Below are 24,656 nucleotides of genomic sequence, written 5' to 3'. Positions count from 1 at the left end.
GAGGAAACCCGAAATGGCTGAACCCCTCCTGATTGCCAAGCACGACACCATCGAATGCCACCTGTTGCCCGGCCTGGCCAACCGGCACGGGCTTATCACCGGCGCCACCGGCACCGGCAAGACCGTGACCCTGCAAACCCTGGCCGAAAACTTCTCGCGCATCGGCGTGCCGGTGTTTATGGCCGACGTGAAGGGCGACCTGACTGGCGCCAGCCAGCCCGGCAAGATCGGCGACAAGCTGGCGGGGGTGCTCAAGGAGCGCGGCCTGGACCTGCCAGAGCCCCTGGCCTGCCCCACCACGCTGTGGGACGTGTTTGGCGAACAGGGCCACCCGGTGCGCGCCACGGTGTCCGACATGGGCCCGCTGCTGCTGGGACGCATGCTCAACCTGAACGAGACGCAGCTGGGCGTGCTCAATCTGGTGTTCAAGATAGCCGACGACAACGGCCTGCTGCTGCTGGACCTGAAAGACCTGCGCGCCATGCTGCAGTACGTGGGTGACAACAGCAAGGAGTTCACCACCGAGTACGGCAACGTCAGCGCCGCCAGCGTGGGCGCCATCCAGCGCGGCCTGCTGCAGATCGAGCAGCAAGGCGGCGACAAGTTCTTTGGCGAGCCCATGCTCAACATCCAGGACTTCATGCAGACCGTGGACGGCCACGGCGTGGTCAACATCCTGGCGGCGGACAAGCTCATGAACTCACCGCGCCTGTACGCCACATTCCTCTTGTGGATGCTGTCCGAGCTGTTCGAGCAACTGCCCGAGATCGGCGACCCCGAGCAGCCCAAGCTGGTGTTCTTCTTCGACGAGGCCCACCTCCTGTTCAACGAGGCGCCCAAGGTGCTCATCGAGCGCATTGAGTTGGTGGTGCGCCTGGTGCGTTCCAAGGGCGTGGGCGTGTACTTCGTCACGCAGAATCCGCTCGACATCCCCGACAGCGTGCTGGCCCAACTGGGCAACCGCGTGCAGCACGCGCTGCGCGCCTTCACCCCGCGCGACCAGAAGGCCGTCAAAGCCACCGCGACCACCATGCGGCAAAAGCCGGGGCTGGACATCGAAACCGCCATCACCGAGCTGGCCGTGGGCGAGGCGCTGGTGAGCTTTCTGGACGCCAAAGGCCGCCCCAGTGTGACCGAGCGTGTGTTTGTGCTGCCCCCGGGCAGCCAGCTGGGCCCCATCACGCCGCAGCAGCGTCAGGCGCTGATGGCCAGCTCGCTGGTGGCGGGTGTGTACGAAAAAATGGTGGACCGCGAGTCGGCCTATGAAAAGCTCAAGGGCCGCGCAGCTGAAGCCGGCACGCAGGCAGGCAATGCAGCGGGCGGTGGCAACGGCAAGGTGACCGCCGGCACGCCCGCTGAAGAAGGCGGCGGCCTGCTGGGCGGGCTGAACGATGTGCTGTTTGGCAGCACCGGCCCACGCGGCGGCAAACGCGATGGCTTGGCGCAGACCATGGCCAAGTCCGCTGTGCGCACCATGGGCACCACGATTGGCAAGGAGATTTTGCGGGGTGTGCTGGGCGGCATCTTTGGCGGCGGCAGCAAGCGCCGTTAACTCCGTTGGTATGGCGCCCGGCTTCATCAACCGGCGCCTCTCCCCCTGCGGCTTGCCTCTCTTGCAAAAGCGCATCACATGGCGCCTGTGACGGTTTGACGACACCCCGCAAGTCGTCACAAATCAGTCACATAGCTGCCGTGAAATCGCCATACACAACAACAAAAAGAAGGAGGGACGATGACACGGATCGAAAACGTTCTGCTGCGCTGGGCGGCAAGGTCATGCTGCTGGCCATTGGGGTGTGGGTGGCAGCCATCCTCGGCATCTTCGCCGGTGCCTGGCGCCTGCGCTGGCCCTGGGTCCTGTGCTTCATTGCCACCGTGATCTTCACGGCGCTGGTGATCCAGTGGACCAACGCGGTGCGCCAGCGCTACATCCGCGAGGCTCCCCTGCCCCGCTTTCTGCAGCGCAAGCTGCGCGAGACCTATCCCCACCTGAGCACCCGCGACTGTGAGCTGGTCGAACGCGGCCTGCGCCAGTTCTTCATGGCCTGCCTGCGCAGCAACCAGCAGTTTGTGGCCATGCCTTCCAAGGCGGTTGATGCGCTGTGGCACGAATTCATCCTGCACACGCAGGCGTACAAGCTGTGGTGCCAGAACGCGCTGGGTTTCTTTTTGCACCACACACCCGCCGAGGCGCTGGGCCACAAGGCGCGCCACAACGACGGCCTGCGCCGCTGCTGGTACTGGGTGTGCAAGGAAGAATCCATCGACCCCAAGACGCCCAGCCGCCTGCCCCTGCTGTTTGCGCTGGACGCCAAGTTCGCGATTGCCGGGGGCTTCAGCTACGTGCCCGATTGCTCCGACATCGCGCGCAAGAGCGACGCCGGCGGCAGCGGCGGCGACAGCTACTGCGGCACCAGTTTTTCGGACGGCAGCTACAGCGGCAGTTCGGGCGACTTTGGCGGCGCCGAGAGTTCGGATGCAGGCAGTGACGGCGGCGGGGATGGCGGAGGCGATGGCGGCGGTTGTGGCGGCGGCGGGGACTGAGCGCCTGCTCCACCCGACCCAATCGCCCCCGCTGGCGGCACAAAGCCAGCCCCAATCACTCTCTTTTTGATAGCTAACGAGGCTTGATGCACTAGCGCCAACAGCCAAAATTACCTGAAATCACGCCCAGTCACCCAGGCGACGACTGCGCCTGTGCCCACCGGTCTACAGTGGCACCCCATGAACACCCTCACCTGCTTTTCCCTCAGCATCACTGACCACGTGGCCCATCTGGTTCTGAACAAACCCGAGGCCATGAACACCATGCACCCCACCTTCTGGCGCGAGCTGGACGCGGTGCTGGCCCGGCTGCACCAGGCGGGCGAGGCGCGGGCGCTGGTCATCAGCAGCACCGGCAAACATTTCAGCGCGGGCATGGCGCTGGAGACCTTTGGCGGCGCCATCACCATGGACGACCAGAGCCCCGAGGGCCGGGCCGCCATCTTCGACCTGCTGACCGACATGCAGGCCACCTTCACCCGCATCGACAACCTGCGCATCCCGGTGATCATGGCCATCCACGGCGGCTGCATCGGCGGTGCGGTAGACATGGTCACGGCAGGCTGCATCCGCTACGCCACGCAGGATGCGTTCTTCTGCATCCAGGAAATCAACATCGGCATGGTGGCCGACGTGGGCACGCTGCAGCGCCTGCCCAAGCTCATCCCGCTGGGTGTGGTCAAGGAGCTGGCCTACACCGGCCGCCGCCTGAGCGCGGCCAAGGCCTTGGACTACGGCCTGGTCAACGAGGTGTTCGACACACAGGAGGCCTGCGTGGCCGCCGCACTGCAGTGCGCCAAGGAGATCGCGTCCAAACCCCCGGTGGCCATCTGGGGCACCAAGCAGGCCGTGAACTACGCGCGCGACCACAGCGTGGAAGACAGCCTGCGCCAGATGGGCTGGCTGCAGGGCGCCATCTGGAGCAACCAGCATGTGCGCGAATCGGTCACGGCCATGAAGCAAAAACGCGCGGGCGAGTTCCCGGCACTCACACCGCTGCAGCGGTTCAGCGAACTGGGTTGATGCGCTGAACAAGCACTGGCAGGCGCCGCCGCAGGCGAATCACGGTGGTCCCATCAACCCGCAGCGCGCGGCTGGCTCGGCAACGGAGCATCTGCCGGGATGGGGCAGACATAAGGCTGGCCACCTCGGCGCTCCAGCAATTCGGCCTTGGCCTGCTCGATCAGCTCCGGCTGCTCCAGCAACACAATCGCCGTGGCGGCCAGGATTTGCGCTGCGTGCACCATGCCCGCGTGTGCCAGCTCGGACTGCCCTTGCGACACCATCTGCCATGAATGCAACGGCGTGCCGAAGGCGTAGCAGGCCACCCAGGCCTGCACGGTGGGGGTGATCCAGCTCACGTCCGCCACGTCGGTTGAGCCGAACAGGGTTTCCTCGACGGCAGGGTCGTAGGGCGCGATGCCTTCGAAGATCGCCGGCATCTTGCCCCGCAGCACACTGGCCAGCGGGCGGCTGACCTGCTCGACATCGGCAGCGTCCAGCGTCGCCTGAAAATCCCCCGCCAGCTTGTGCTGCGCGGCATCGACCTTCAGCTGCCCCAGTGCCTGCATCTGCGCGTACATCACCTGGTTCAGCGTGCGGTTTTGCAGCAGGTTGGAGCAGGCCTTGTCGAACACGATTTCGACACGGCAATCCGTCATCAAGGCAGCACCACGCGCCACGTTCTGCACACGCTCATACAGCTCGGCGGCATCGCGGTTGTTGCGTGCGCGGATCAGGTACAGCACCTCGGCGCGCGCCTGCACCACGTTGGGTGATAACCCGCCCGAGTCGGTGACCGCATAGTGGACCCGCGCATCCGCAGGCATGTGCTCGCGCATGTAGTTCACACCGACATTCATCAACTCCACTGCATCCAGGGCACTGCGGCCCAGGTGCGGCGAGTGGGCCGCGTGCGAGGCGCGCCCGTGAAAGACGAAACGCGCCTGCACATTGGCCAGCGTGGCCTGGCTCAGCACCCCGGTAAAGCTGCCCGGGTGCCACGTCAGCGCCGTGTCCACATCATCGAAGACCCCTGCGCGTGCCATGAAGGTCTTGCCCGAGCCACCTTCTTCGGCCGGGCAGCCGTAGAACCGCACGCGCGCCTGCTGGCCCGAGCGGCGCAGGTGCTCTTGCAACGCAATGGCGGCAAAGTGTGCCGAGGTGCCCAGCAGATGGTGGCCGCAGCCGTGCCCGGCCAGGCCGGGGCTGTCCACGGACGGCTGGCACACCAGCGCACCGCTTTGCTGGTTGAGGCCCGAGAGCGCGTCGTACTCGCCCAGAAAGGCCAGCACCGGGCCTTCGTCGCCCCACTCCGCCATGAACGCGGTGGAGATACCGGCCACGTCGCGCGTGATCCGAAAGCCCGCTGCGGCCAGCCCGTCGATGTGCAGCTGGGCAGACCCGCGCTCGGCGTAGCGCAGCTCGGCCAGGGACCACACGCTGTCGGCCAGCCCCGCCATCCGGGGCCTCTCACGGTCAAAAAAATCCTGCAGATCCTGAATCGATTGCACGGCAGCAGTCATCGCACCGCCCCTTATTCAGGCTTCACGCCCAGCTTGTCCAGCAACACCTTGTTGCGCTGGAGGTCAGCGGCGATCTGCGATGCAAATTTGCTCTGGTCCATCTCCACCGCTGTCGCACCCATGGTCTTGAGGCGGCCTTGCACATCGGGCGAACGCAAGGCGCTGACGGCCGCGTCCTGCAGCCGCTTGATGATGGGCGCAGGCGTACCCGCAGGCACAACCAACCCGAACCAGCTCATCCCCAGCTCATTGAGGTCGGCGTGGCCCAGCTCCTTGAAGGTGGGCACATCCGGCAGCTCGGACACGCGGCGGTCGGCGGCCAGCACCATGGGCACCAGCTTGCCGCCCTTGATGTGCGGCATGGCCGAGGGCAGCTGGTCTGCCATCACCTGCACCATGCCTGCCAGGGCATCGTTGAGCGCGGGGCCGTTGCCACGGTAGGGAACGATCTGGATATCGGTCTTCAAGGTCTCGTTGAACGACGCCATCATGAGGTGGCCCAGCGTTCCGAGGCCGGGCACGCCCACGCTGTAGTCGCCGGGCTTGGCTTTAACCTTGGCCATGAAGCCCTGGAAGTCCTTGACGCCCATGCTAGGGTGCACCATGTAGACCGAGGGCACGGTCACGAGCTTGACCACCGGTACCAGCTTGCCCTCCAGCTTGGCCGCGCGGGTGAAGATGGAAGGGTTGACCGTGGCCGTGCTCACCGTGGCCATGCCGATGGTGTAGCCGTCGGGCGCAGACTGGGCGATGGTCTCGGTGCCCAGCAGGCCGCCAGCACCCGCCTTGTTGTCCACCACCACCGATTGCCCCAGGCTGGCGCGCATGCCCTCGGCCACCACGCGGGCCACGATGTCGGTGGAGCCACCTGGGGCAAACGGCACGATCAGCTTCACAGGCTTGCTCGGGTAGTTGTCTGCAGCCTGCGCTGCCGGGGCTGCCACCAGCAGGGCGGAGGCAGCTGCGGCGCACAGTGTGGACACAACGGTCCGCCGTGCCAGAAACGAAGTCATTGTGGACATGGGTAGCGCTTTCGTGAATGGATGGATGGGTCTGGATCAGCGGGAAGGGCACGGTGCGCAGGGCCACCGGGCATGCCTGCTACTGATATCGACTATAGGAATTTCAGACTCTCTGCAGGTCGCGGTATTCTTCGAAAGGTATAAGCCTTGTCGATAGCTCCGACGGGATAGCAACCATCGCAGTGGCGAATCACGCTGCTGCCGGATCTCTATCGCTTCTCCTTATTTGCCAGTCTGGACAGGAGCCCCATGGCCCTCTCAACCCTACCCACCGATTCCGACAACCTGGACGACCCCGCGCCCCCGCAAGGGCAGGTGCTCTATGCCCGCCTGGCCCGCCACGCGCGCCTGCGCCAGTTGCAGCTGCTGGTGGCGCTGCAGCAGTGCGGCTCCGTCCTGCAGGCCGCCGCTTCACTGCACATGAGCCAGTCCGCCGCCACGCAGGCGCTGGCAGAGATGGAGCGCATCCTGGGCGTGCGCCTCTTCGAGCGCCATGCGCGGGGCATCCGGCCCACGCTGGCGGGCCAGACGCTGGTAGACACAGCCCGCGGAGTGCTCGCCGCGCTGGAGGAAGCGGCGGAGTCGCTGGCCGCCATCCGGCGCGGCGCTGCCGCTGCACTGCGCCTGGGCGCCACCCCCGCGGCCACGCAGGCCATCCTGTCGCCCTTGCTCGCAGAGTTCTACAAAACCCAGCCCCGGGTGCACATCGACGTCCAGGAGGACTCAAGCCAACGGCTGCTGCCGCTCTTGCTCAACGGCGGGCTCGACGCGGTGTTCTGCCGCGAGCCGGTGCTGCTGCCAGCGTCGTACGTTTTCAAGCCGCTGCAGCCCGATGAGCCGGTGATCATGGCCAGCACCCGTCATCCCCTGGCCAAGCGCCGGGGCATCGCGCTCTCGGCGCTCAAGGATTCACGCTGGGTGCTGCCCACCGCCACTATCGCCGTGCGCGAGATCTTCGAGCGTGAAGTGCTGGCGGCCCTGCCCGATGCGCTGCAGTTCCCGGTGTCGACCGTCTCGCTCCCCGTGTTCGCCAGCCTGCTGAACCAGCCCGATGCCGTGGCGCTGGTCCCCCAGAGCATTGCGCCCGTGCTGCCGTCGGGCGCGCAGCTGTGCCAGCTGGATGTGCAGCTGAGCAGCCCCCTCCCCCCGTTGGGCGTGGTGCACCGGCGCGAGCAAATACCCGCCATGCTGATCCGGATGCTCAAAAGCTGGCGCAACAAGTAGCGCGATGGCCAAGCCCCACACATGCCGTGCCGTTACCTACCGTCGCTGGCAGGGCTGCGCAGCTCTGCCGTCACTACGCATTTGATAGCAAATATCACCCAACCATCAAGCGGTAGCGGCCATTCTTATGCCAACAATCTGCTTGACGGTCTATCATGTACCCACCAGGGGCAGGCTGCGCCCCGCAGCGAGGACACCGCTATGACCGAGCACACTGCTCCCCCACCCACCTACGACGATGTGGCCGCTGCCGCGCACCGGCTCAAGGGCATGGCGCACCGCACGCCCGTGCTGCGCTCCAGCACTGCCGACGAGCGGCTGGGCGCGCAGCTGTTCTTCAAGTGCGAGAACCTGCAGCGCACCGGCGCCTTCAAGTTCCGGGGCGCATTCAACACCCTGGCCCAGTTCACCGACGAGCAGCGCGAACGCGGCGTGCTCGCCTTCTCGGCGGGCAACCACGCGCAGGCCATTGCGCTGTCGGCACGGCTGCTGGACATGCCCGCCGCCATCGTCATGCCCGAGGATGCCCCCGCCTCCAAGATGGCCGCCACGCGCGACTACGGCGCCCAGGTCGTCACTTACAACCGCTACACCGAAGACCGCGAGGCCATCAGCCGCCGCCTGGCGCTGGAGCGCGGCATGACGCTGGTGCCCCCGTTCGACCACCCCCATGTCATTGCCGGCCAGGGCACCGCGGCCAAAGAGCTTTTTGAAGAAGTGCCCGACCTGGACTACCTGTTCGTCTGCGTCGGTGGCGGCGGTCTGCTGGCGGGCAGCCTGCTGGCCGCCGAGGCGCTGGCGCCGCAATGCCGGGTGGTAGGGGTAGAGCCTGCAGCGGGCAACGACGGCCAGCAGTCGTTCAAAGCCGGGCATGTGGTGCAGATCCCCACGCCCCACACCATTGCCGACGGCGCACAAACCCAGGCGCTGGGCCAGCTCACCTTCCCCATCATCCAGCGCCTGGCCGACGACATGGTCACCGCCACCGACGAGCAGTTGGTGGAATCCCTGCGCTTTTTTGCCGAGCGCATGAAGATCGTGGTCGAGCCCACAGGCGCCCTGGCCTTCGCTGGGGCCCAGCACGGCAACGTGGACATCCATGGCGCGCGCGTCGGCATCCTCATCAGCGGCGGCAACGTCGATTTGTCGCGACTGGCACGGTTTCTGGCAGACTAGCCCCCACTTTTTTACTCACCGCGCGGCAGAGCGCGCCGGTGCATCGGCACCGAGGCCTCTGCCCTTCTCCTTTCAGGTTCCCCATGAGCAACGTCACCGTCATCACCCACCCCCTCGTCCAGCACAAGCTCACGCTGATGCGCAAGAAAGACGCCAGCACCAACAGCTTTCGCCGCCTGCTGGGCGAGCTGTCCACACTGATGGCGTATGAAGTGACCCGCGACATGCCGCTGCAGGACGTGCAGATCGAAACCCCGCTGGAAACCATGACCGGCAAGATGATCGACGGCAAGAAGCTGGTGCTGGTCTCCATCCTGCGGGCGGGCAACGGCTTTCTGGACGGCATGCTCAACGTGGTGCCCGGCGCCCGCGTGGGCCACATCGGCCTGTACCGCGACCCCGCCACGCTGCAGCCCGTGGAGTACTACTTCAAGATGCCGTCCGAGATGGACGAGCGCGACATCATCGTGGTGGACCCGATGCTGGCCACCGGCAACTCGGCCGCAGCCTGCGTGGACCGCCTGAAAAAGCTCAACCCCCGCTCCATCAAGTTCGTCTGCCTGCTGGCCGCCCCCGAAGGGGTGGCCACGCTGCAAAAGGCCCACCCCGACGTGCCCATCTTCACCGCCGCCATCGACCGCGAACTGAACGACCACGGCTACATCCTGCCGGGCCTGGGCGATGCGGGTGACCGCATTTTTGGCACCAAATAAGCGCACAACGGCAGCGCCCGTGCACCAGCCACCGCAGGGCCTGCCGCCCAGCGGTGGCTTTTTTTTCATCACCGGGCCTCCCTGCGTTGCGTAACAGCCCATTGGGAGCCCTACTCTGGTGGGGTGCCCCAGCCTGGTTTCCGGATGCGCTGCACGCATGCACCATTTTTTTACCAACTGGTGGCTTTCCTCTGGCAGACTTGCCGCTGGTTTGCAGTTACACAGCCACCGACTGGCGCGCTCCTTGCTTGGTAGCAGCACACCCAACCTCCTTGTTTGCTTGTCTGAAGGAACCCCACCATGACCACTCGCCGCATCTTCACCGGACGCCTGCTCTGCACCTCCATGGCCCTCTCGGCCGCCATGGCGATGGCGCCCTCTCTGGCCTTCGCGCAGTCCAAGATCAAGGTCGCGGCGATCTACACGGTGCCTTTTGAACAGCAATGGGTCAGCCGCATCCACAAGGCCCTCAAGGCCGCCGAGGCACGTGGCGAGATCGAATACAAGGCCAGCGAAAACGTCAGCAACGCTGACTACGAGCGCGTGATGCGCGAGTACGCCACCGGCGGCAACCAGCTCATCGTGGGCGAAGCCTTTGCGGTGGAAGCCGCCGCCCGCAAGGTGGCCAAGGACTTCCCCAAGACGTCCTTCCTGCTGGGCTCCTCCGGCAAGCCGCAGGCGCCCAACTTCAGTGTGTTCGACAACTACATCCAGGAGCCAGCGTACCTCAGCGGCATGGTGGCTGGCGGCATGACCAAGACCAACAAGATCGGCATGGTGGGCGGCTTCCCCATCCCCGAGGTCAATCGCCTGATGCACGCCTTCATGGCGGGCGCCAAGGAGACCAACCCCAGGGTCGAGTTCACCATCACCTTCATCAACAGCTGGTTCGACCCACCCAAGGCCAAGGAAGCCACCTTTGCCATGATCGACAAAGGCGCCGACGTGCTATATGCCGAGCGCTTTGGCGTGAGCGACGCTGCGAAGGAAAAAGGCAAGCTCGCCATCGGCAACGTGATCAACACGCAAGAGCAGTACCCCGACACCGTGGTCGCATCGGCCCTGTGGCACATGGAGCCCAGCATCGACCGCGCACTCAAGCTGGTCAAGGAAGGCAAGTTCACCGCCGAGGACTACGGCCCGTATTCGATGATGAAGCACAAGGGCTCTGAACTAGCGCCCTTGGGCACGTTCGAGAAGAAGGTGCCTGCCGACATCGTCGCTAAGGTCAAGGCCAAGGAGGCCGACATCCTGGCTGGCAAGTTCACCGTCAAGGTGGACGACAGCCAGCCCAAATCGACGGCCAAGTAAGCACGGCGGGCGGCGGGCGCCCTGCCCGCTTGCCCTCTCTCTATTGCGTGAGCAGGCCACCCTCACAACGCGGTGGCCTGTTTGTTAGACCCCCCCGCAATGAACCGCTGACAAGGCCCTCATGTCCTCACTCTCCGCCGCAAAAGCCTCGCTGGCTACCCGTTGTTCACGTCTTATGGGCGCTGTGACACTGGCCGCCATGGTCTCAGGCTGCGCTGCCCCCGCGCCCGGCAAGACGGCAGTGCGGCTGGACGATACGCCCCGCATCGCCGTCATCTCCGCCTTTGCGCCCGAGCTGACCGTACTGCTGCCCCAGGTGCAACAGCCTGCCAAGCACAGCATCAACGGCGTGGAGTTCACCACCGGCACGCTCGAAGGCAAACCTGTGGTGATGTTCCTCTCCGGCATCAGCATGACCAACGCGGCCATGAACACCCAGCTGGTGCTGGACCGCTTCAACGTGAGCCATGTGGTGTTCAGCGGCATTGCGGGCGGCGTCAACCCCAGCCTGCACATTGGCGATGTCACGGTGCCTGCACAGTGGGGCCAATACATGGAATGGCTGATGGCGCGCGAAGACCAGCCCGGCCAGTACAGCGCCCCCGCCTGGATGAAAAGCGAGCTGACGATGCCCGCCTTCGGCATGATGCACCCGCGCCCCGTCGAAGTGCGCTCGGCCGCCCAGCCCCAGCTCTCGAAAAAGTTCTGGTTTGAAGCCGACCCCCAGATGCTGGCCACTGCCCGCAGCCTGCAGAACGTGGGCCTGGAGCACTGCCTGGCCGCCACCTGTCTCAAGCAGCGCCCGCAGCTGGTGGTGGGCGGCAATGGCGTGTCGGGCCAGGCGTTTGTAGACAACAAGGCCTTCCGCGAATACGCCTTCAAGACCTTCGAGGCCAACGTGCTCGACATGGAAACCGCCGCTACCGCCATGGTGGCCCACAGCAACGGCGTTCCCTACATCGCGTTCCGCTCGCTGAGCGACCTGGCCGGTGGCGGCGAAGGCGAGAACGAGATGGGCACGTTCATGGGCCTGGCGGCCGCCAATTCGGCCAAGGTGCTGCGGGCGTTTCTGTCGGCCTGGAAATGAGCGCAATGAACCCACAACGGCCTTCGCGATGCGCCGGTAGCCCCTCCCCCCTCGCGGGGGAGGGGTTGGGGAGAGGGGGCGCGTGGAAGCACGCGCTCTGCCTGGCTTTAGCGCGGAGCCCCCTCTCCCCAGCCCTCTCCCGCGAGGGGAGAGGGAGTGACAGCCCACCGCAGCCAGCGCGCAGCACTGCGGAGGCCTGACATGGAACCCGTCCTGCGCCTGTCGGGCATCACCAAACGCTTCGGCAAGCTCGTCGCCAACGACAGCATCAGCCTGACCCTGGCACGCGGCGAGGTGCTGGCCCTGCTGGGCGAAAACGGCGCAGGCAAGTCCACGCTGATGTCCATCCTGTTCGGGCACTACATGGCCGACGAAGGCAGCATCGAAGTCTTCGGCAAACCCCTGCCGCCCGGCCAGCCGCGCGCGGCGCTGGCGGCTGGCATTGGCATGGTGCACCAGCACTTCACGCTGGCCGACAACCTCACGGTGCTGGACAACGTGCTGCTGGGCAGCGAGCCGCTGTGGCAGCCCTTCTCGCGCCGCAGCGAGGCACGCGCCAAGCTGCTGGCGGTGTCACAGCAATTTGGCCTGCCCGTCAGCCCCGATGTGAAGGTCGGCAGCCTCTCGGTGGGCGAACGCCAGCGCGTTGAAATCTTGAAAGCCCTCTACCGGGGCGCGCGCATCCTCATCCTGGACGAACCCACCGCCGTGCTCACCCCGCAGGAGAGCGAGGCGCTGTTCGACACCCTGGCGCAGATGGTGGCGCAGGGCCTGTCCATCATCTTCATCAGCCACAAGCTGGGCGAGGTGCTGCGCGTATCGCACCGTGTGGCCGTACTGCGCCAGGGCAAGCTGGTGGCCGAGGCACCTGCGCAGGGCACCACGCAAGGGCAGCTGGCGCAATGGATGGTGGGCCATGCGATCGAGGCGGCCGAGCGCCGCCCCGCCAAGAATGTGGGCGATCCCATCTGCACCCTGACCAACGTCAGCACCGCACCCGCTGGGCGCGACCGGCTGAACGATGTCTCCCTCACCCTGCGCGCAGGCGAGATCTTCGCCATTGCAGGCGTCAGCGGCAACGGCCAGGTGGCGCTGGCCGATGTGCTGTGCGGCGTGCGCAACGCCACCACCGGCCAGGTCACGCTACGCGGCGCGGCGCTACAAGCCAGGCCCGCATGGCTGGTCAGCCAGGGCGTGGCCCGCATCCCCGAAGACCGCCACGCAGTGGGCGTGGTGGGCGACCTGCCCGTGTGGGAGAACGCGGTGGCCGAACGCTTGCGCGGGCCCTGGTTTGCGCACCCGTGGTTCCGCGCCTTCTGGGTCAAACGCCGCGCTGCGCGCCAGCATGCACAGCGCGTGGCCGAGACCTTTGACGTGCGCGGCGGCGGGCCGGACACTCCTGCCCGGTCGCTGTCCGGCGGCAACATGCAAAAGCTCATCCTCGGCCGGGCGCTGATGCCGCCGAAGGACGCAGCAGGCTTCACCGCGCCTGCGCCCCAGCTCATCGTGGCCCACCAGCCTACTTGGGGGCTGGACATTGGCGCGGTGATGTTTGTGCAGCAGCAGCTCATCAATGCGCGCGACGCAGGGGCAGCCGTGCTGCTGATTTCTGACGACTTGGACGAAGTGCTGGCGCTGGGCGACCGCGTGGCAGTGATGCATGACGGGCACCTGAGCGAGGCCCGGCCCGCAGAAGACTGGACACGCGAAGCCATCGGCCTGGCGATGGCAGGCGCTGCACATTGAGCGACAAAAACAAGAACAACCCACATGAGACTCGAAAAACGCAACCACACCTCCCCCGCCGCCTACGTGCTGGCGCCGGTGGGCGCCGTGGTGTTCACATTGATCGTCAGCGCCCTGCTGGTGCTCTGGGCCGGTGCGCCCGTGGGCCAAACCTATGCCCTGCTGCTGCAAGGCGCGTTCGGCTCGGTGTTTGCGCTGACCGAAACCCTCACCCGCGCCACGCCGCTGATCCTCACTGGGCTGGCAGCGGCCGTGGCCTTCCGCTCGCGGCTGTTCAACATCGGGGCCGAGGGGCAGCTTTACGCCGGGGCGCTGGCCGCCGTGGCCGTGGGCGGCATGCATGGGGGCACGGGGCTGGAGTGGTCGCCCTATCTGCTCTTCCCACTCATGATGCTGGCGGCCGCGCTGGCGGGCGCGGCGCTGCTGCTGGGCCCGGCGCTGATGAAGGCGCGGCTGGGCGTGGACGAGGTGGTCACCACACTCCTGCTCAACTTCATCATGCTGCTGCTGGTGTCAGCCCTGCTCGATGGGCCGATGAAAGACCCGCTCTCCATGGGCTGGCCGCAGAGTGTGGCATTACAGGGCGACCTGGAACTCTCCAAGCTGGTGCCTCAGACGCGGCTGCACACGGGGCTGCTGTGGGCCGTGTCGCTGGCCGTGATGCTGTGGGCGCTGCTGGCACGCACTGTGCCGGGGTTTGACATTCGTGCTGCGGGAGCCAATGCACGCGCTGCTGCCTTTGCGGGCGTGCCCATCACCCGCACGGTGGTGCTGGTCGCCTTGCTCTCCGGCGGGCTCGCAGGCTTGGCTGGCGCCATCGAAGTGGCCGGTCGCACTGGCTATGTAACGCTCGACATGTCGCCCGGCTACGGCTACAGCGGCATCGTGATCGCCATGCTGGCCGGACTGCACCCGCTGGGCGTGATTGCGGCGGGCACCTTTGTGGCGGGCGTGCTGGTGGGGGCTGACAGCATGAGCCGCGCGGTGGGCGTGCCTACCTACATTGCGGATGTGATCGTGGCGACTTCGCTGATTGCGGTGCTGGTGGCCGGGCTGCTGACGCAGTACCGCGTGCGGTGGAAGTGAAGCAGCCATGACAACCCATACACACCACAATTTCAAGCCAAATAGGCCTCTGGCGCTAGTGAATCATGCGCTAGATGCTATCGAAATGAAAGCAAATTTCCACGGAGCAGCCGCATGACCGAACTGCTCGACATCCTCGCCAACCCCGCGTTCTGGATTGCCACCCTGCGCGTGGCCACCCCGCTCATCCTGGGCACATTGGGCGTGCTGCTGTGCGAGCGCGCCGGGGTGCTGAACCTGGGCATTGAAGGGATCATGGTGGCCGGGGCTTTCACAGGTTGGCTCACGGTGTATGCGGTGCATGGACTGTGGACCGGGGTGCTGGTGGCAGCGCTCACCGGTGCGGTGTTTGGGCTGCTGCACGCGTGGCTCACCGTGGGGCTGGCGCTGTCGCAGCACGTGTCGGGCCTGGGCATCACGCTGCTGGCCACGGCGCTGAGCTACTACGGCTACCGGGTGAGCTTTCCCAAAGTGAACACGCCGCCCACCATTGAGCCCTTTGCTCCGATGGAGTGGCTGGGCATTCCTATCCTGTCGGCACAGACGCCGCTCACGCTGCTGGCCCTGCTGCTGGTGCCGCTCATGGCCTGGTTGCTGATGCGCACGCCGCTGGGCCTGGCCGTGCGCATGGTTGGCGAGAACCCGCAGGCCGCCGAGGGCCAGGGCATTTCGGTGGCGGCTACACGCACGGGCTCCATCGTGGCGGGCTCAGCGCTCATGGGGGTGGCAGGGTCGTTCCTCACCCTGTCAGCGTTCAACGCCTTCTTCTTCAACATGATCAACGGGCGCGGCTGGATCTGCGTGGCGCTGGTGGTCTTTGCATCGTGGCGGCCCGGCAAGGCGCTGCTGGGTGCGCTGCTGTTTGCCTTTTTTGACGCGCTGCAACTGCGCCTGCAGCAGGCGGGTGATGCGTGGCTGCCGTACCAGGTGTATTTGATGCTGCCCTACCTGCTCTCCATCCTGGCGCTGGTATTGGTGGCGCGCAAGGCGGCTTATCCGCAGGCGTTGATGAAGCCTTACCGCAAGGGCGAGCGATGAGAAGGTGCGAATGAACCCACCACGCCCGATTCATTCACACCGTCTGGTCGGACCACACCGCAAACTCGTTGCCGCTGGGCTCGGTGAAATGAAAGCGCCGCCCGCCCGGAAAGTCGAACACCGGCTTGACGATGCAGCCACCCGCCTGCTCCACCTTGGCCAAGGTGGCTTCGAGGTCTGCGCTGTAGAACACCAGCAAGGCGCCGCCAGTGGCCGGGGTGGAACACAGGCTGGCCTGAAAGAAGCCACCGTCCAGCCCCTGGCCCGTGAAGGCCGTGTACTCCGGGCCGTAGTCCACAAAGGCCCATGCAAAGGCCTTTTCAAAGAACGACTTCGTGGCGGGCAAGTCGCGCGCGGCAAATTCGACGTAGTTCAGCTTTTCATGTTCGTTCATCGGATGACCCTTTGTTCTTGAGACCCGCAGTGTGCCTGCACGCCCAGACGAATCTCTAAACTCTCCCACCATGCTCGATCTGCTCATCACCCACGCCACCCTGCCCGACGGCCGCCAGAACATGTCGATTGCCGTGCAAGGCGGTCGCATCACCGAAGTGACCGAAGGCCTGCAAGCCCCCGCACATGAGACGGTGGATGCAGGCGGCCTGCTGGTCAGCCCGCCGTTTGTGGACGCGCATTTCCACATGGACTCGACCCTGAGCTACGGCCAGCCGCGCGTAAACGAGAGCGGTACGCTGCTGGAGGGCATTGCGCTGTGGGGCGAGCTCAAGCCCACGCTCACCCACAACGCCATCGTTGAACGCGCCCTGCAGTATTGCGACATGGCCGTGGCGCGCGGCCTGCTGGCCATCCGCAGCCATGTGGACACCAGCCACCCCAGCTTGCTGCCAGTGGAGGCGCTGCTGGATGTGAAGCAGCGTGTGGCGCCCTACCTGGATTTGCAACTGGTGGCCTTTCCGCAAGACGGTGTGCTGCGTGCACCCGGGGGGCTCGACAACATCAAACGTGCGCTGGATATGGGTGTGGACGTGGTGGGCGGCATTCCGCACTTCGAGCGCACCATGGCCCAAGGGGCCGAAAGCGTGAAGATCCTCTGCGAGCTGGCCGCCGAGCACGGCAAGCGCGTGGACATGCACTGCGACGAATCCGACGACCCGCACTCGCGCCACGTCGAAACCCTGGCGTTCGAAACCCAGCGCCTGGGTCTGCACGGCCGTGTGACGGGCTCGCACCTCACCTCCATGCACAGCATGGACAACTACTACGTGAGCAAGCTCATCCCCCTGATGGCAGAGGCCGACCTTGGCGTGGTGGCCAACCCACTCATCAACATCACGCTGCAAGGCCGCCACGACACCTACCCCAAGCGCCGGGGCATGACCCGCGTGCCCGAGCTGATGGCCGCAGGCCTGACGGTGGCGTTTGGCCATGACTGTGTGCTGGACCCGTGGTACAGCGGCGGCAGCGCCGACATGCTGGAGGCTGCGCACATGGGCCTGCATGTGGGGCAGATGACCAGCCAGGCTGCGATGCGGCAGTGTTTTGATGCGGTGACGGTGAACCCAGCGCGCCTGCTGGGCCTGGAGGGCTATGGCATTGCCCCCGGCTGCCACGCCGACCTGGTGCTGCTGCATGCGCGCAACCCGGTGGACGCCATCCGCCTGCGGGCCACGCGCCTGGGTGTGTGGCGACGCGGCCAACGGGTGGCCAGCAGCCCGGCGCCTGTGGCGCAATTACAGCTGCCCGGTCGGCCCGATAGCGTAGATTTTGCGTCCAAATAGCCCCAAGCGCCAGTGAATCATGCCTTGATAGCTATACATTAAATAGCAAAAAAGATCATCACGCCATGCGCGCAATCGTCTTGCGAAACCGCGCCAGCGCCAGGCTGAACAGCACGGCCCCAATGCCCAGCAGCCACACCAGCGACGGCCACACCACCGCCCAGCCCGCACCCCGGTAGAGGATGGCCTGGGCCAGCTCGGTGAAGTGTGTGGTGGGCGCCAGCGCCATGCCGTACTGCACCCACAGCGGCATGCTCTCGCGCGGGGTGACGCCGCCCGACAGCATCTGCAGCGGCATCATCACCAGCACCATCAGCAAGCCAAACTGCGGCATGCTGCGCGCCGCCGTGGCCATGAAGATGCCCATGGACGTGGTGGCAAACAGGTGCAGCGTGGCCCCCAGCAGAAACAGCGGCACCGAGCCCTCGATGGGTACGCCAATCGCCCAGCGGATCACCGCCGTGAGCGAAATCCACGTGGCGACCAGCACCACCAGCGCCATGGCCCAGACCTTGGCCAGCATGATCTCGCCGGGCGTCACAGGCATCACCAGCAGATGCTCCACCGTGCCATGCTCGCGTTCGCGGATCAGCGCGGCGCCCGTGAGGATGATGGACAGCATGGTCACGATGTTGATCAGCTCCATGAGCGAACCAAACCACGCAGGGCTCAGCGCCGGGTTGAAGCGCGAGCGCACCGTCAGCTCGATGGGCTGCGCGGCCACGGCGCGGTCGCGCTGCACAAACTCTGCCGCCTCCAGCTGCACGATCTGCTGCACCGCCCCGTTGGCCGCAAACGCCTGCCCCATGCGGGTGGCGTCGATGTTGAGCTGAACCTGCGGCACCCGGCCTGCCAGCACATCGCGCTGGAAATGGACGGGGATGTGCAGCACCAGCGTGAAGCGGCCCGCGTCCAGGCCCGGGTCCACCTCGCGCATGCTGATCATGGCCGGGCGTGTGAACTGGGGTGCGTAGAACGCGGTGGCGATGCGCTGGGACAAGGCCGAGTCGTCCTCATCCACGATGGCAATCGGCACGTGGTAGAGCGTCTCGGGCTGCGCCATGCCTGCCGAGTACACCGCCAGCGTGGTGGTGTAGACGATGAGGAACAGCATGGCCGGGTCGCGCCACAGGCTCCACAGCTCCTTGATGCCGAGGCGAAAAATGTTCGACCACCGTCCACGCAGTGCCATGTCAGGTCTCCTGCTTGCGTAACAGCAAGATCGCCGCGCCGATGATGACCGGCACCGCCACCAGCATGGGCCAGAACTCGGCCTGCAAGTCCTGCAGCGTGAGGGCCTTGTTGAACACGCCCCGGCTGATGGTGAACATGTGGCTGGCCGGATAGACCTCGCCCACCCAGCGCGCGAATCCGGTCATGGACGACACCGGGTTGATGAGCCCCGCAAACTGCACCGCCGGGATGAGCGTGCCCACCATGGCAAAAAACATGGCGGCAATCTGGCTGCGCGTGACGGTGGAGGCCAGCAGCCCCATGCCCGTGGAGCACAGGCTGAACAGCACAGCCCCCAGCGTGAGCGTGGCAAAGCTGCCGGTGATGGGCACGCCAAACACCGTCACGGCCGCCAGACACATGAGGCCAAAGTTGAACAGCGCCAGCAGCACATAGGGCAGTTGCTTGCCCAACATGAATTCGGTGCGCGTGGTGGGCGTCACATACAGGTTGATGATGGAGCCCAGCTCTTTCTCGCGCACCACCGCCAGGGCCGTGAGCATGGCGGGCAGCATCAGCAGCAGCAGCGGAATCACGGCAGGCACCATGGACGGCAGGCTGCGCACATCGGGGTTGTAGCGGTAGCGCGGCTCCACCTCCAGCAGGCCTCGGGGCACGGTGCCCGTGCGGCTGCGGCTTTGCTCCACCAGCCACTGCTGGTGCAGGCCCTGGGCGTAGCCGATGACGGTTTCGGCACGCTGGGGCATGGCGCCGTCCACCCACGCTCCGATCTGCACCGTCTGGCCGCGTGCCACATCGCGTGCAAAGCCGGGCGGGATCTCCAGCGCCAGCGATATCTCGGCGGATCGCATGCGCGCGTCCAGCTCGGTGTAGGTGGTGATGGGCGGCCGCTCGGTGAAGTAGCGCGAGCCCGCCAGGTTCAGCGTGTAAGCGCGGCTCAGCGCGGTCTGGTCGCGGTCCAGCACGGCAAAGCGCAGGTTCTCCACGTCCATGCTGATGCCATAGCCCATCACGAACATCAGGATCAGCGAGCCCAGCAGCGCCATGGCACCGCGCACCGGGTCGCGGCGCAGCTCCAGCGATTCGCGCCACTGGGTGCTGTGGATGCGGGCCAGGCTCTGGCGAAGACGGGAGCGCGAGGTGGTAGCGCTGGATGCGGACACCGGCGATAGCGCAGCGGGGTCCGAAGCCTGCAAAGGCACAGGGTCTGGTGCCGTTCCCGCAGCATCTTCCAGGTAGCCGATGAAGGCTTCTTCCAGCGTGGTGGCGCCGCGTTTGGCCACAATGTCCTGCGGCGCAGCGCTCTCCAGCACGCGCCCCGCGTGCATCAGAGAGATGCGGTCGCAGCGCTCGGCCTCGTTCATGAAGTGGGTGGAGATGAAGATGGTGACCTTGTCGCGCCGCGCCAGCTCCGCCATCAGGCGCCAGAAGTTGTCGCGTGCCATCGGGTCCACGCCCGAGGTGGGCTCGTCCAGAATCAGCAGCTCGGGCTGGTGCACCATGGCCACGGCCAGCGACAGGCGCTGGCGCATGCCCAGTGGCAGCTTCATGGGCAACGAACTGCGCACGGCCTGCAGGTCAAAGCGCTCCAGCATGGCCGTCACGCGCGCGGGCACCTCGGCCTCGGGCACGTGGAACAGGCGGGCATGCAGTACCAGGTTCTGCTCGACCGACAGCTCGCTGTACAGCGAAAACGCCTGCGACATGTAGCCCACGCGCCGCCGCGTGGCCATGTCCTTGGGGTCCACCGGCTGGCCGAACAGCCAGGCCTGCCCGTCGCTGGCGGGCAGCAGGCCGGTGAGCATCTTCATGGTGGTGGACTTGCCGCAGCCGTTGCTGCCCAGAAAACCAAAGATCTCGCCCCGCTGGATGCGAAAGCTCACATGGTCCACCGCCACAAAGTCGCCAAAGCGCATGGTGAGGTCGCGCGCCTCGATGGCAACGTTGGCTGCGTCGTCTGCCTGCGACCGGTCCAGCGGCGGAATCTGCACCGCCTGGTGGCCCCGGCGCTTGGCCTCGGGCAGCAGGGCCACAAAAGCCTGCTCCAGCGCATCGTGCCCGGTGCGGGCCATCAGCTCGGCAGGCGTACCCGTGGCCAGGATGCGCCCCTCGTCCATCGCCACCAGCCATTCAAAACGCTGGGCCTCTTCCATGTAGGCGGTGGCCACGATGACGCTCATGCCGGGCCGCGCGGCGCGGATGCGGCCGATCAGGTCCCAGAACTGCGCGCGCGCCAAAGGGTCCACGCCGGTGGTGGGCTCGTCCAGGATGAGCAGGTCGGGGTCGTGGATGAGCGCGCAGCACAGCGCCAGCTTCTGCTTCATGCCGCCCGAGAGCTTGCCCGCAGGCCGCGCCAGGAACGGGTGCAGGCCGGTGCTGCGCGTGAGCTCATCGATGCGCCGGCGACGCTCGGCCGCGTCGTGCCCGAACAGGCGGCCAAAGAACTGAAGGTTCTCTTCCACCGACAGCGTGGGATACAGGTTCTTGCCCAGACCCTGCGGCATATAGGCGATGCGGGGGCACACGCGGCTGCGGTGGCGGCTTTGGGCCATGTCGCCGCCCAGCACCTCCACCGTGCCCTGCTGCACTGCACGGGCGCCCGCCACCAGCGCGAGCAGGCTGGACTTGCCCACGCCATCCGGTCCGATCAGGCCCACCATGCGGCCCGCGGCCACTTCCAAATCGATGTCTGCGAGCGCCACCGTGCGCCCATATCGCTGGCCCACGCCACGCAGGCGGGCCACGGGTGCCACGCTGCCGGGGAGGCTCACTGGTCCGCCTTGATGGCAAGGTTGGCGGGCCATTCCACGGCGGGGTCCACCCGCAGCCAGGCCACACCAGGCAGACCGGTCTTGACCTGCTCCTGGTGGCGCAGCAGCAGCGCCTTGTCAATCTGCGCGCGCACGCGGAACATGAGCTTCTGGCGCTCGCTGGCGGTCTCCACCGTCTTGGGCGTGAACTGCGCGGTGCTGGCCACAAACGACACGGTGGCCGGGATCACGAAGCCCGGCGCGGCATCGAGCACGATGCGCACATCGCTGCCCAGCGCCACACGGCCCGCCACGGTCTCGGGCAGAAAGAAGGTCATGTACACATCGGTCAGGTCCACCAGCTGCAGCACGCGCGCGCCTGCGCCCACCACCTCGCCGGGCTGCACCACGCGGAACTGCACCCGCCCGTCGCGCGGGGCCTTGAGCTCGCTGTCGGTCAGCTCCACATCGATGCGGGCCAGCGTGGCCTCCAGAGCGCGCACATTGGCCTCGGCACTGGTCACCTGCGTGCGCGACGCGCCAATGCCCGCCTGTGCGGCCTTGGCCTGGGCTTTGGCAGCGGTCACGGCGGCCTGCTGGCTGCGCACCTTGGCGCGGTCGTCGTCCAGCAACTGGCTGGAGAAAAAACCTTCGCGCGCCAGCTGCTCAGAGCGTGGCAGGCGGCGGCGGGCGGTGTCGAGGTCGCTTTCGCGCTGGGCCACGACCGCCAGTGCAGCCTGGTAGTCGCTTTCGCGCTGGGCCACCTGCACCTGCGCGCTGCTGATGGCCAGCTGCGCCTGCTGCAGCCGGGCTACGGCCTCTTCGCGCTGGGCTTGCAAGCCGTCGATCTGCATACGGGCCACGGGCTGCCCCGCCTTCACGAAATCGCCCTCGGCCACCAGTATGTCCTGCACCCGGCCCGCGAGCTTGGTGGCCACGGCGATCTCGGTGGCCTCGATGCGGCCGTTGCCGCTCACAAAGCCCGGGCCTGGCCCCTTGGACTGCCAGGGCGCCCACCGCACGACCAATACGGTGCCCAGCAGCAACAGCGCTGCGACGGCCGCATAAATTTTCCACTTGCTGCCCATGGCTCTGATCCTCTTTGGTGCGGAGGCAGAGCGCATTGGCAGTCACATCAGCGAAGGCGCCTCACCTCAAAAAGTATCGTAAGCGCAGGGCCCTCATGGGCTGCGCGCAGTCGGCCGCCTCCCTTGACTTGCATCAATTTGGCTGCAATTGCGTGGGTCTTACGCCTGGGCTGCGGAGCTGGTCCAGCAGCTTCAGACGAGCGCAGCTTTAGTCTTCAGCGCCTGAACTAGCCGCGCCCATCAAAGGCCGACAGATGGTTGGCCAGGTGCATGGCGTGCGCCTGCTCGTACTGCGCCCGGGTTAATGCGCCATAGGCAAAGTGAGGCTGCAGTGCACCGGTGTGGATGGCAAAGTCCTGCACCGCCTGGCGCAGGCGTGCGATGGCGGCCGATGCGTCCGTGGTCTGCGCATCGAGGGCCGGGGCGCCCGGAATGGGCTCGGCCAGGTTGTGGCTCATGCGGCCCCGCAGAGTAAACACCTTGAAAGCGGCGGCCCCCAGGGTGTTCTGAAACAGCGCCGACTTGGGCGACGGAAAGCCTTGCAACGAGTATTCAATGCTCTGCGCGCAATGCACCAGCGTCTGCGCCCAGGTCCAGGCCGTGGCGGGTTCCAGCGCGTGGACAGAGGCAGCATTCAGTCGCTCGGCCTCGCCCATGGCATCGTGCAGGGTGGCGAAGACCAGCCGTCGGTCGTTGCCCGGTTGGTGCAGAAAATAGCCCGCAGCGCCAGCGGCTGCGAGCGCCGCCCCGGCCCCGGTGGCCAGAAATGCCCTGCGGCCGGGCGCTACGGGCGACGAAGAGGGCGCGGGCTGTGTGCCAGCGGATTGGGGGGCTGCAGCGTGGGCGTCGCTGGGAGCGCCAGGAGGGGTGGGGACTGCCATGGGGTTGTCTGCTCGCATCACCGAAGGCGGGGTGAAAAAGGCGATTGTGACGGGCGACACCGACTTTGGGACCCATGCCGCCACCGCCAGGGTCGGGCAGCCGACACAGCCCGCCACGACGCAAGGCAGCTCCTATGCCGCCAGGGTGGTCCGCGCGGCAGGCTGGTTGGTGGTGGTAGCGGCGGCCAGGGGCGCTGCGGCGGCCACTGTCATCTCCACCCGGTTGCGCCCCCGTTCCTTGGCCAGGTACATGGCCTCATCCGCACGCTGCAGGGCCGTGCCTGCAGACTCGCTGCCCGTGCACACGGTGACGCCGACACTCACCGTGAGCGCAATGCTGCGCTGCTCGGTCACCACCGGGTGGGCCTCCACCATGGCGCGCAGCCGCTCGGCCACTGCAACGGCGCCACCGGCCCCTGCGTTGGGCAAGAAGATGGCGAACTCTTCCCCCCCCAGTCGACCCATCACGTCCTCCTTGCGCAGGCAGCGCTGGGCCAGCATCACAAAATGGCGCAGCACATCGTCACCCGCGCGGTGACCCCAGCTGTCGTTGACCTTCTTGAAATGGTCCAGGTCCATCACCAGCACGGGCAACGTCGTCTGCGTGCGCTGGGCGTTGCTGATGGCTTTGTCCAGCAGGGTCAGAAACGCGCGGCGGTTGAACACATTGGTCAGGGGGTCCACCTCGGCCAAGTGACGCAGTTCGTTGGTGATGAACTCATTGGTGAGCATGAGCGCACCAAACGCCACCAGCACCAGCGCCAGGGTGGACTCCAGCACCACAAACTGCGACAGCGCAGCCACCATGCCCGTCTCGGGCTGCGCCCCATCGGCGGGCGCGGCCAGCTTGAACAACAAAGGCCGCACCAGCAAGAACGCTCCATGCACGCCCACCGTGGCCGCAAACAGGTACCGTGCGGGCACCTTGTGAACGCCGCCACGGGCCAGTGTGTGCGCGGCCGCAATGAACAACACCCCAGGCACCAGACCCGTCAGCACGATGCGCACCTGTACGTTCGGCTTGACCAGGGTAAAAAACAAGGCCGTACCCAGCAGAAGCGCCAAGGCCAGTGCGGCAACACCGTGCCCCAAGGGCGCCCGTCCCATGTACTCGCGTGCGCCCAGCAGGCATAGGTATGCAGCCAACGCTACGGAAGACTGCGCCAGCACTACAGACAACGGCAGCGGCACATGGTCGCGCAGCAGCAGGTTGATGCAGAAGACGGTGGCGCAAAACAGTGCCTGCGCCCAGAAGCGAAGCCCGGGAATGCGTCTGTTGAAGAGCCACACCGCGGACAAAACGCCAGTGACCAGCGCTGCAAGAATGGCCGCGACGATAAGGAGGGTGGGGCTGTGCACAGAGGGTACAGACAGGCGATGGCAATGAGGCTCACAACGCGACGCCATCGCCCAACGCCCGGCTGCTATGGCTTGCAGGCTATGCGATGACTGTCAACGTTAACAATGGTAACCGAGAGCCTTGACTGCCCCGCGACTCTTTTGCGGGCATCCATGCAGTGCTTGAGCTAGCG

At 66.2% G+C, this 24,656-nt stretch carries 20 protein-coding genes; 12 read left to right on the top strand and 8 right to left on the bottom strand.

From position 1 onward, the window contains the following. Positions 1-13: 13 nt before the first annotated feature. From ACODSM_RS17090 to ACODSM_RS17080, 3 genes are all read left to right on the top strand, one after another. A complete protein-coding gene (locus ACODSM_RS17090) occupies positions 14-1,552 on the top strand; it encodes a helicase HerA-like domain-containing protein (protein ID WP_488806289.1) in 1,539 nt (512 codons plus the stop codon). Positions 1,553-1,776: 224 nt separating this feature from the next. Next, the gene (locus ACODSM_RS17085; RefSeq protein ID WP_488806288.1) at positions 1,777-2,544 is read left to right on the top strand and encodes a glycine-rich domain-containing protein; all 768 of its coding nucleotides are present in this window, start codon (positions 1,777-1,779) and stop codon (positions 2,542-2,544) included. 180 nt (positions 2,545-2,724) lie between these two features. Then, a complete protein-coding gene (locus ACODSM_RS17080; RefSeq protein ID WP_488806287.1) occupies positions 2,725-3,567 on the top strand; it encodes an enoyl-CoA hydratase-related protein in 843 nt (280 codons plus the stop codon). Between the two features lie 53 nt (positions 3,568-3,620). On the opposite strand, the gene ACODSM_RS17075 is transcribed toward ACODSM_RS17080, so the two are convergent. Both ACODSM_RS17075 and ACODSM_RS17070 read right to left on the bottom strand, forming a co-directional pair. After that, positions 3,621-5,069, bottom strand: coding sequence for a M20 family metallopeptidase (locus ACODSM_RS17075; protein ID WP_488806286.1), 1,449 nt, complete (start codon positions 5,067-5,069; stop codon positions 3,621-3,623). 11 nt (positions 5,070-5,080) lie between these two features. Next, positions 5,081-6,082, bottom strand: a complete 1,002-nt coding sequence (locus ACODSM_RS17070; RefSeq protein WP_488806353.1) for a tripartite tricarboxylate transporter substrate binding protein BugE — start codon at positions 6,080-6,082, stop codon at positions 5,081-5,083. A 258-nt stretch (positions 6,083-6,340) separates the two neighbouring features. On the opposite strand from ACODSM_RS17070, the gene ACODSM_RS17065 reads away from it, so the two are divergent. The 8 genes from ACODSM_RS17065 (at position 6,341) to ACODSM_RS17030 (ending at position 15,472) form a co-directional block, all read left to right on the top strand. Then, positions 6,341-7,315: a LysR family transcriptional regulator gene (locus tag ACODSM_RS17065; RefSeq protein ID WP_488806285.1), complete on the top strand. Its 975-nt coding sequence runs from the start codon at positions 6,341-6,343 to the stop codon at positions 7,313-7,315. Between the two features lie 201 nt (positions 7,316-7,516). Continuing rightward, on the top strand, positions 7,517-8,491 hold the full coding sequence (locus ACODSM_RS17060; RefSeq protein WP_060986986.1) for a threo-3-hydroxy-L-aspartate ammonia-lyase: 975 nt from the start codon (positions 7,517-7,519) through the stop codon (positions 8,489-8,491). Between the two features lie 83 nt (positions 8,492-8,574). Then, entirely contained in the window at positions 8,575-9,204 is a 630-nt protein-coding gene (gene upp, locus ACODSM_RS17055; protein WP_056062295.1) for a uracil phosphoribosyltransferase, read from the top strand. A 300-nt stretch (positions 9,205-9,504) separates the two neighbouring features. Continuing rightward, positions 9,505-10,515: a BMP family protein gene (locus ACODSM_RS17050; protein ID WP_488806284.1), complete on the top strand. Its 1,011-nt coding sequence runs from the start codon at positions 9,505-9,507 to the stop codon at positions 10,513-10,515. A 175-nt stretch (positions 10,516-10,690) separates the two neighbouring features. Then, a complete protein-coding gene (locus tag ACODSM_RS17045) occupies positions 10,691-11,602 on the top strand; it encodes a 5'-methylthioadenosine/S-adenosylhomocysteine nucleosidase (RefSeq protein WP_488806352.1) in 912 nt (303 codons plus the stop codon). Positions 11,603-11,803: 201 nt separating this feature from the next. Further along, on the top strand, positions 11,804-13,348 hold the full coding sequence (locus ACODSM_RS17040; RefSeq protein WP_488806283.1) for an ABC transporter ATP-binding protein: 1,545 nt from the start codon (positions 11,804-11,806) through the stop codon (positions 13,346-13,348). A gap of 24 nt (positions 13,349-13,372) precedes the next feature. Further along, positions 13,373-14,434, top strand: coding sequence for an ABC transporter permease (locus ACODSM_RS17035; RefSeq protein WP_488806282.1), 1,062 nt, complete (start codon positions 13,373-13,375; stop codon positions 14,432-14,434). A gap of 114 nt (positions 14,435-14,548) precedes the next feature. Beyond that, positions 14,549-15,472 carry an ABC transporter permease gene (locus ACODSM_RS17030; RefSeq protein WP_488806281.1) on the top strand — a complete coding sequence of 308 codons (924 nt, stop codon included), beginning with the start codon at positions 14,549-14,551 and terminating at the stop codon, positions 15,470-15,472. Positions 15,473-15,506: 34 nt separating this feature from the next. Here ACODSM_RS17030 and ACODSM_RS17025 read toward each other — a convergent pair whose 3' ends face one another. After that, a complete protein-coding gene (locus tag ACODSM_RS17025; RefSeq protein ID WP_488806280.1) occupies positions 15,507-15,866 on the bottom strand; it encodes a VOC family protein in 360 nt (119 codons plus the stop codon). 70 nt (positions 15,867-15,936) lie between these two features. Between ACODSM_RS17025 and ACODSM_RS17020 the strand changes: the two genes are divergently transcribed. Beyond that, positions 15,937-17,211 (top strand): amidohydrolase family protein, encoded by a 1,275-nt coding sequence (locus ACODSM_RS17020; protein WP_343735803.1) that lies wholly within the window; start codon positions 15,937-15,939, stop codon positions 17,209-17,211. Between the two features lie 58 nt (positions 17,212-17,269). Here the strand turns inward: ACODSM_RS17020 and ACODSM_RS17015 are convergent, their stop codons facing one another. From ACODSM_RS17015 to ACODSM_RS16995, 5 genes are all read right to left on the bottom strand, one after another. Next, positions 17,270-18,403 (bottom strand): ABC transporter permease, encoded by a 1,134-nt coding sequence (locus tag ACODSM_RS17015; RefSeq protein WP_488806279.1) that lies wholly within the window; start codon positions 18,401-18,403, stop codon positions 17,270-17,272. 1 nt (position 18,404) lies between these two features. Next, positions 18,405-21,209, bottom strand: a complete 2,805-nt coding sequence (gene rbbA / locus ACODSM_RS17010) for a ribosome-associated ATPase/putative transporter RbbA (RefSeq protein ID WP_488806278.1) — start codon at positions 21,207-21,209, stop codon at positions 18,405-18,407. After that, positions 21,173-22,243 (bottom strand): HlyD family secretion protein, encoded by a 1,071-nt coding sequence (locus ACODSM_RS17005; protein WP_488806277.1) that lies wholly within the window; start codon positions 22,241-22,243, stop codon positions 21,173-21,175. The genes rbbA and ACODSM_RS17005 overlap by 37 nt, the downstream gene beginning before the upstream one ends. 227 nt (positions 22,244-22,470) lie before the next feature. Then, entirely contained in the window at positions 22,471-23,124 is a 654-nt protein-coding gene (locus tag ACODSM_RS17000) for a DUF1569 domain-containing protein (RefSeq protein WP_488806276.1), read from the bottom strand. A gap of 132 nt (positions 23,125-23,256) precedes the next feature. After that, positions 23,257-24,483, bottom strand: a complete 1,227-nt coding sequence (locus ACODSM_RS16995) for a GGDEF domain-containing protein (protein WP_488806275.1) — start codon at positions 24,481-24,483, stop codon at positions 23,257-23,259. Positions 24,484-24,656: the final 173 nt, after the last annotated feature.

Source organism: Acidovorax sp. FG42 (assembly GCF_057809195.1).
The sequence above is the reverse complement of the archived record's forward strand: the minus strand, read 5'-3'. Positions and strand labels throughout refer to the sequence as shown.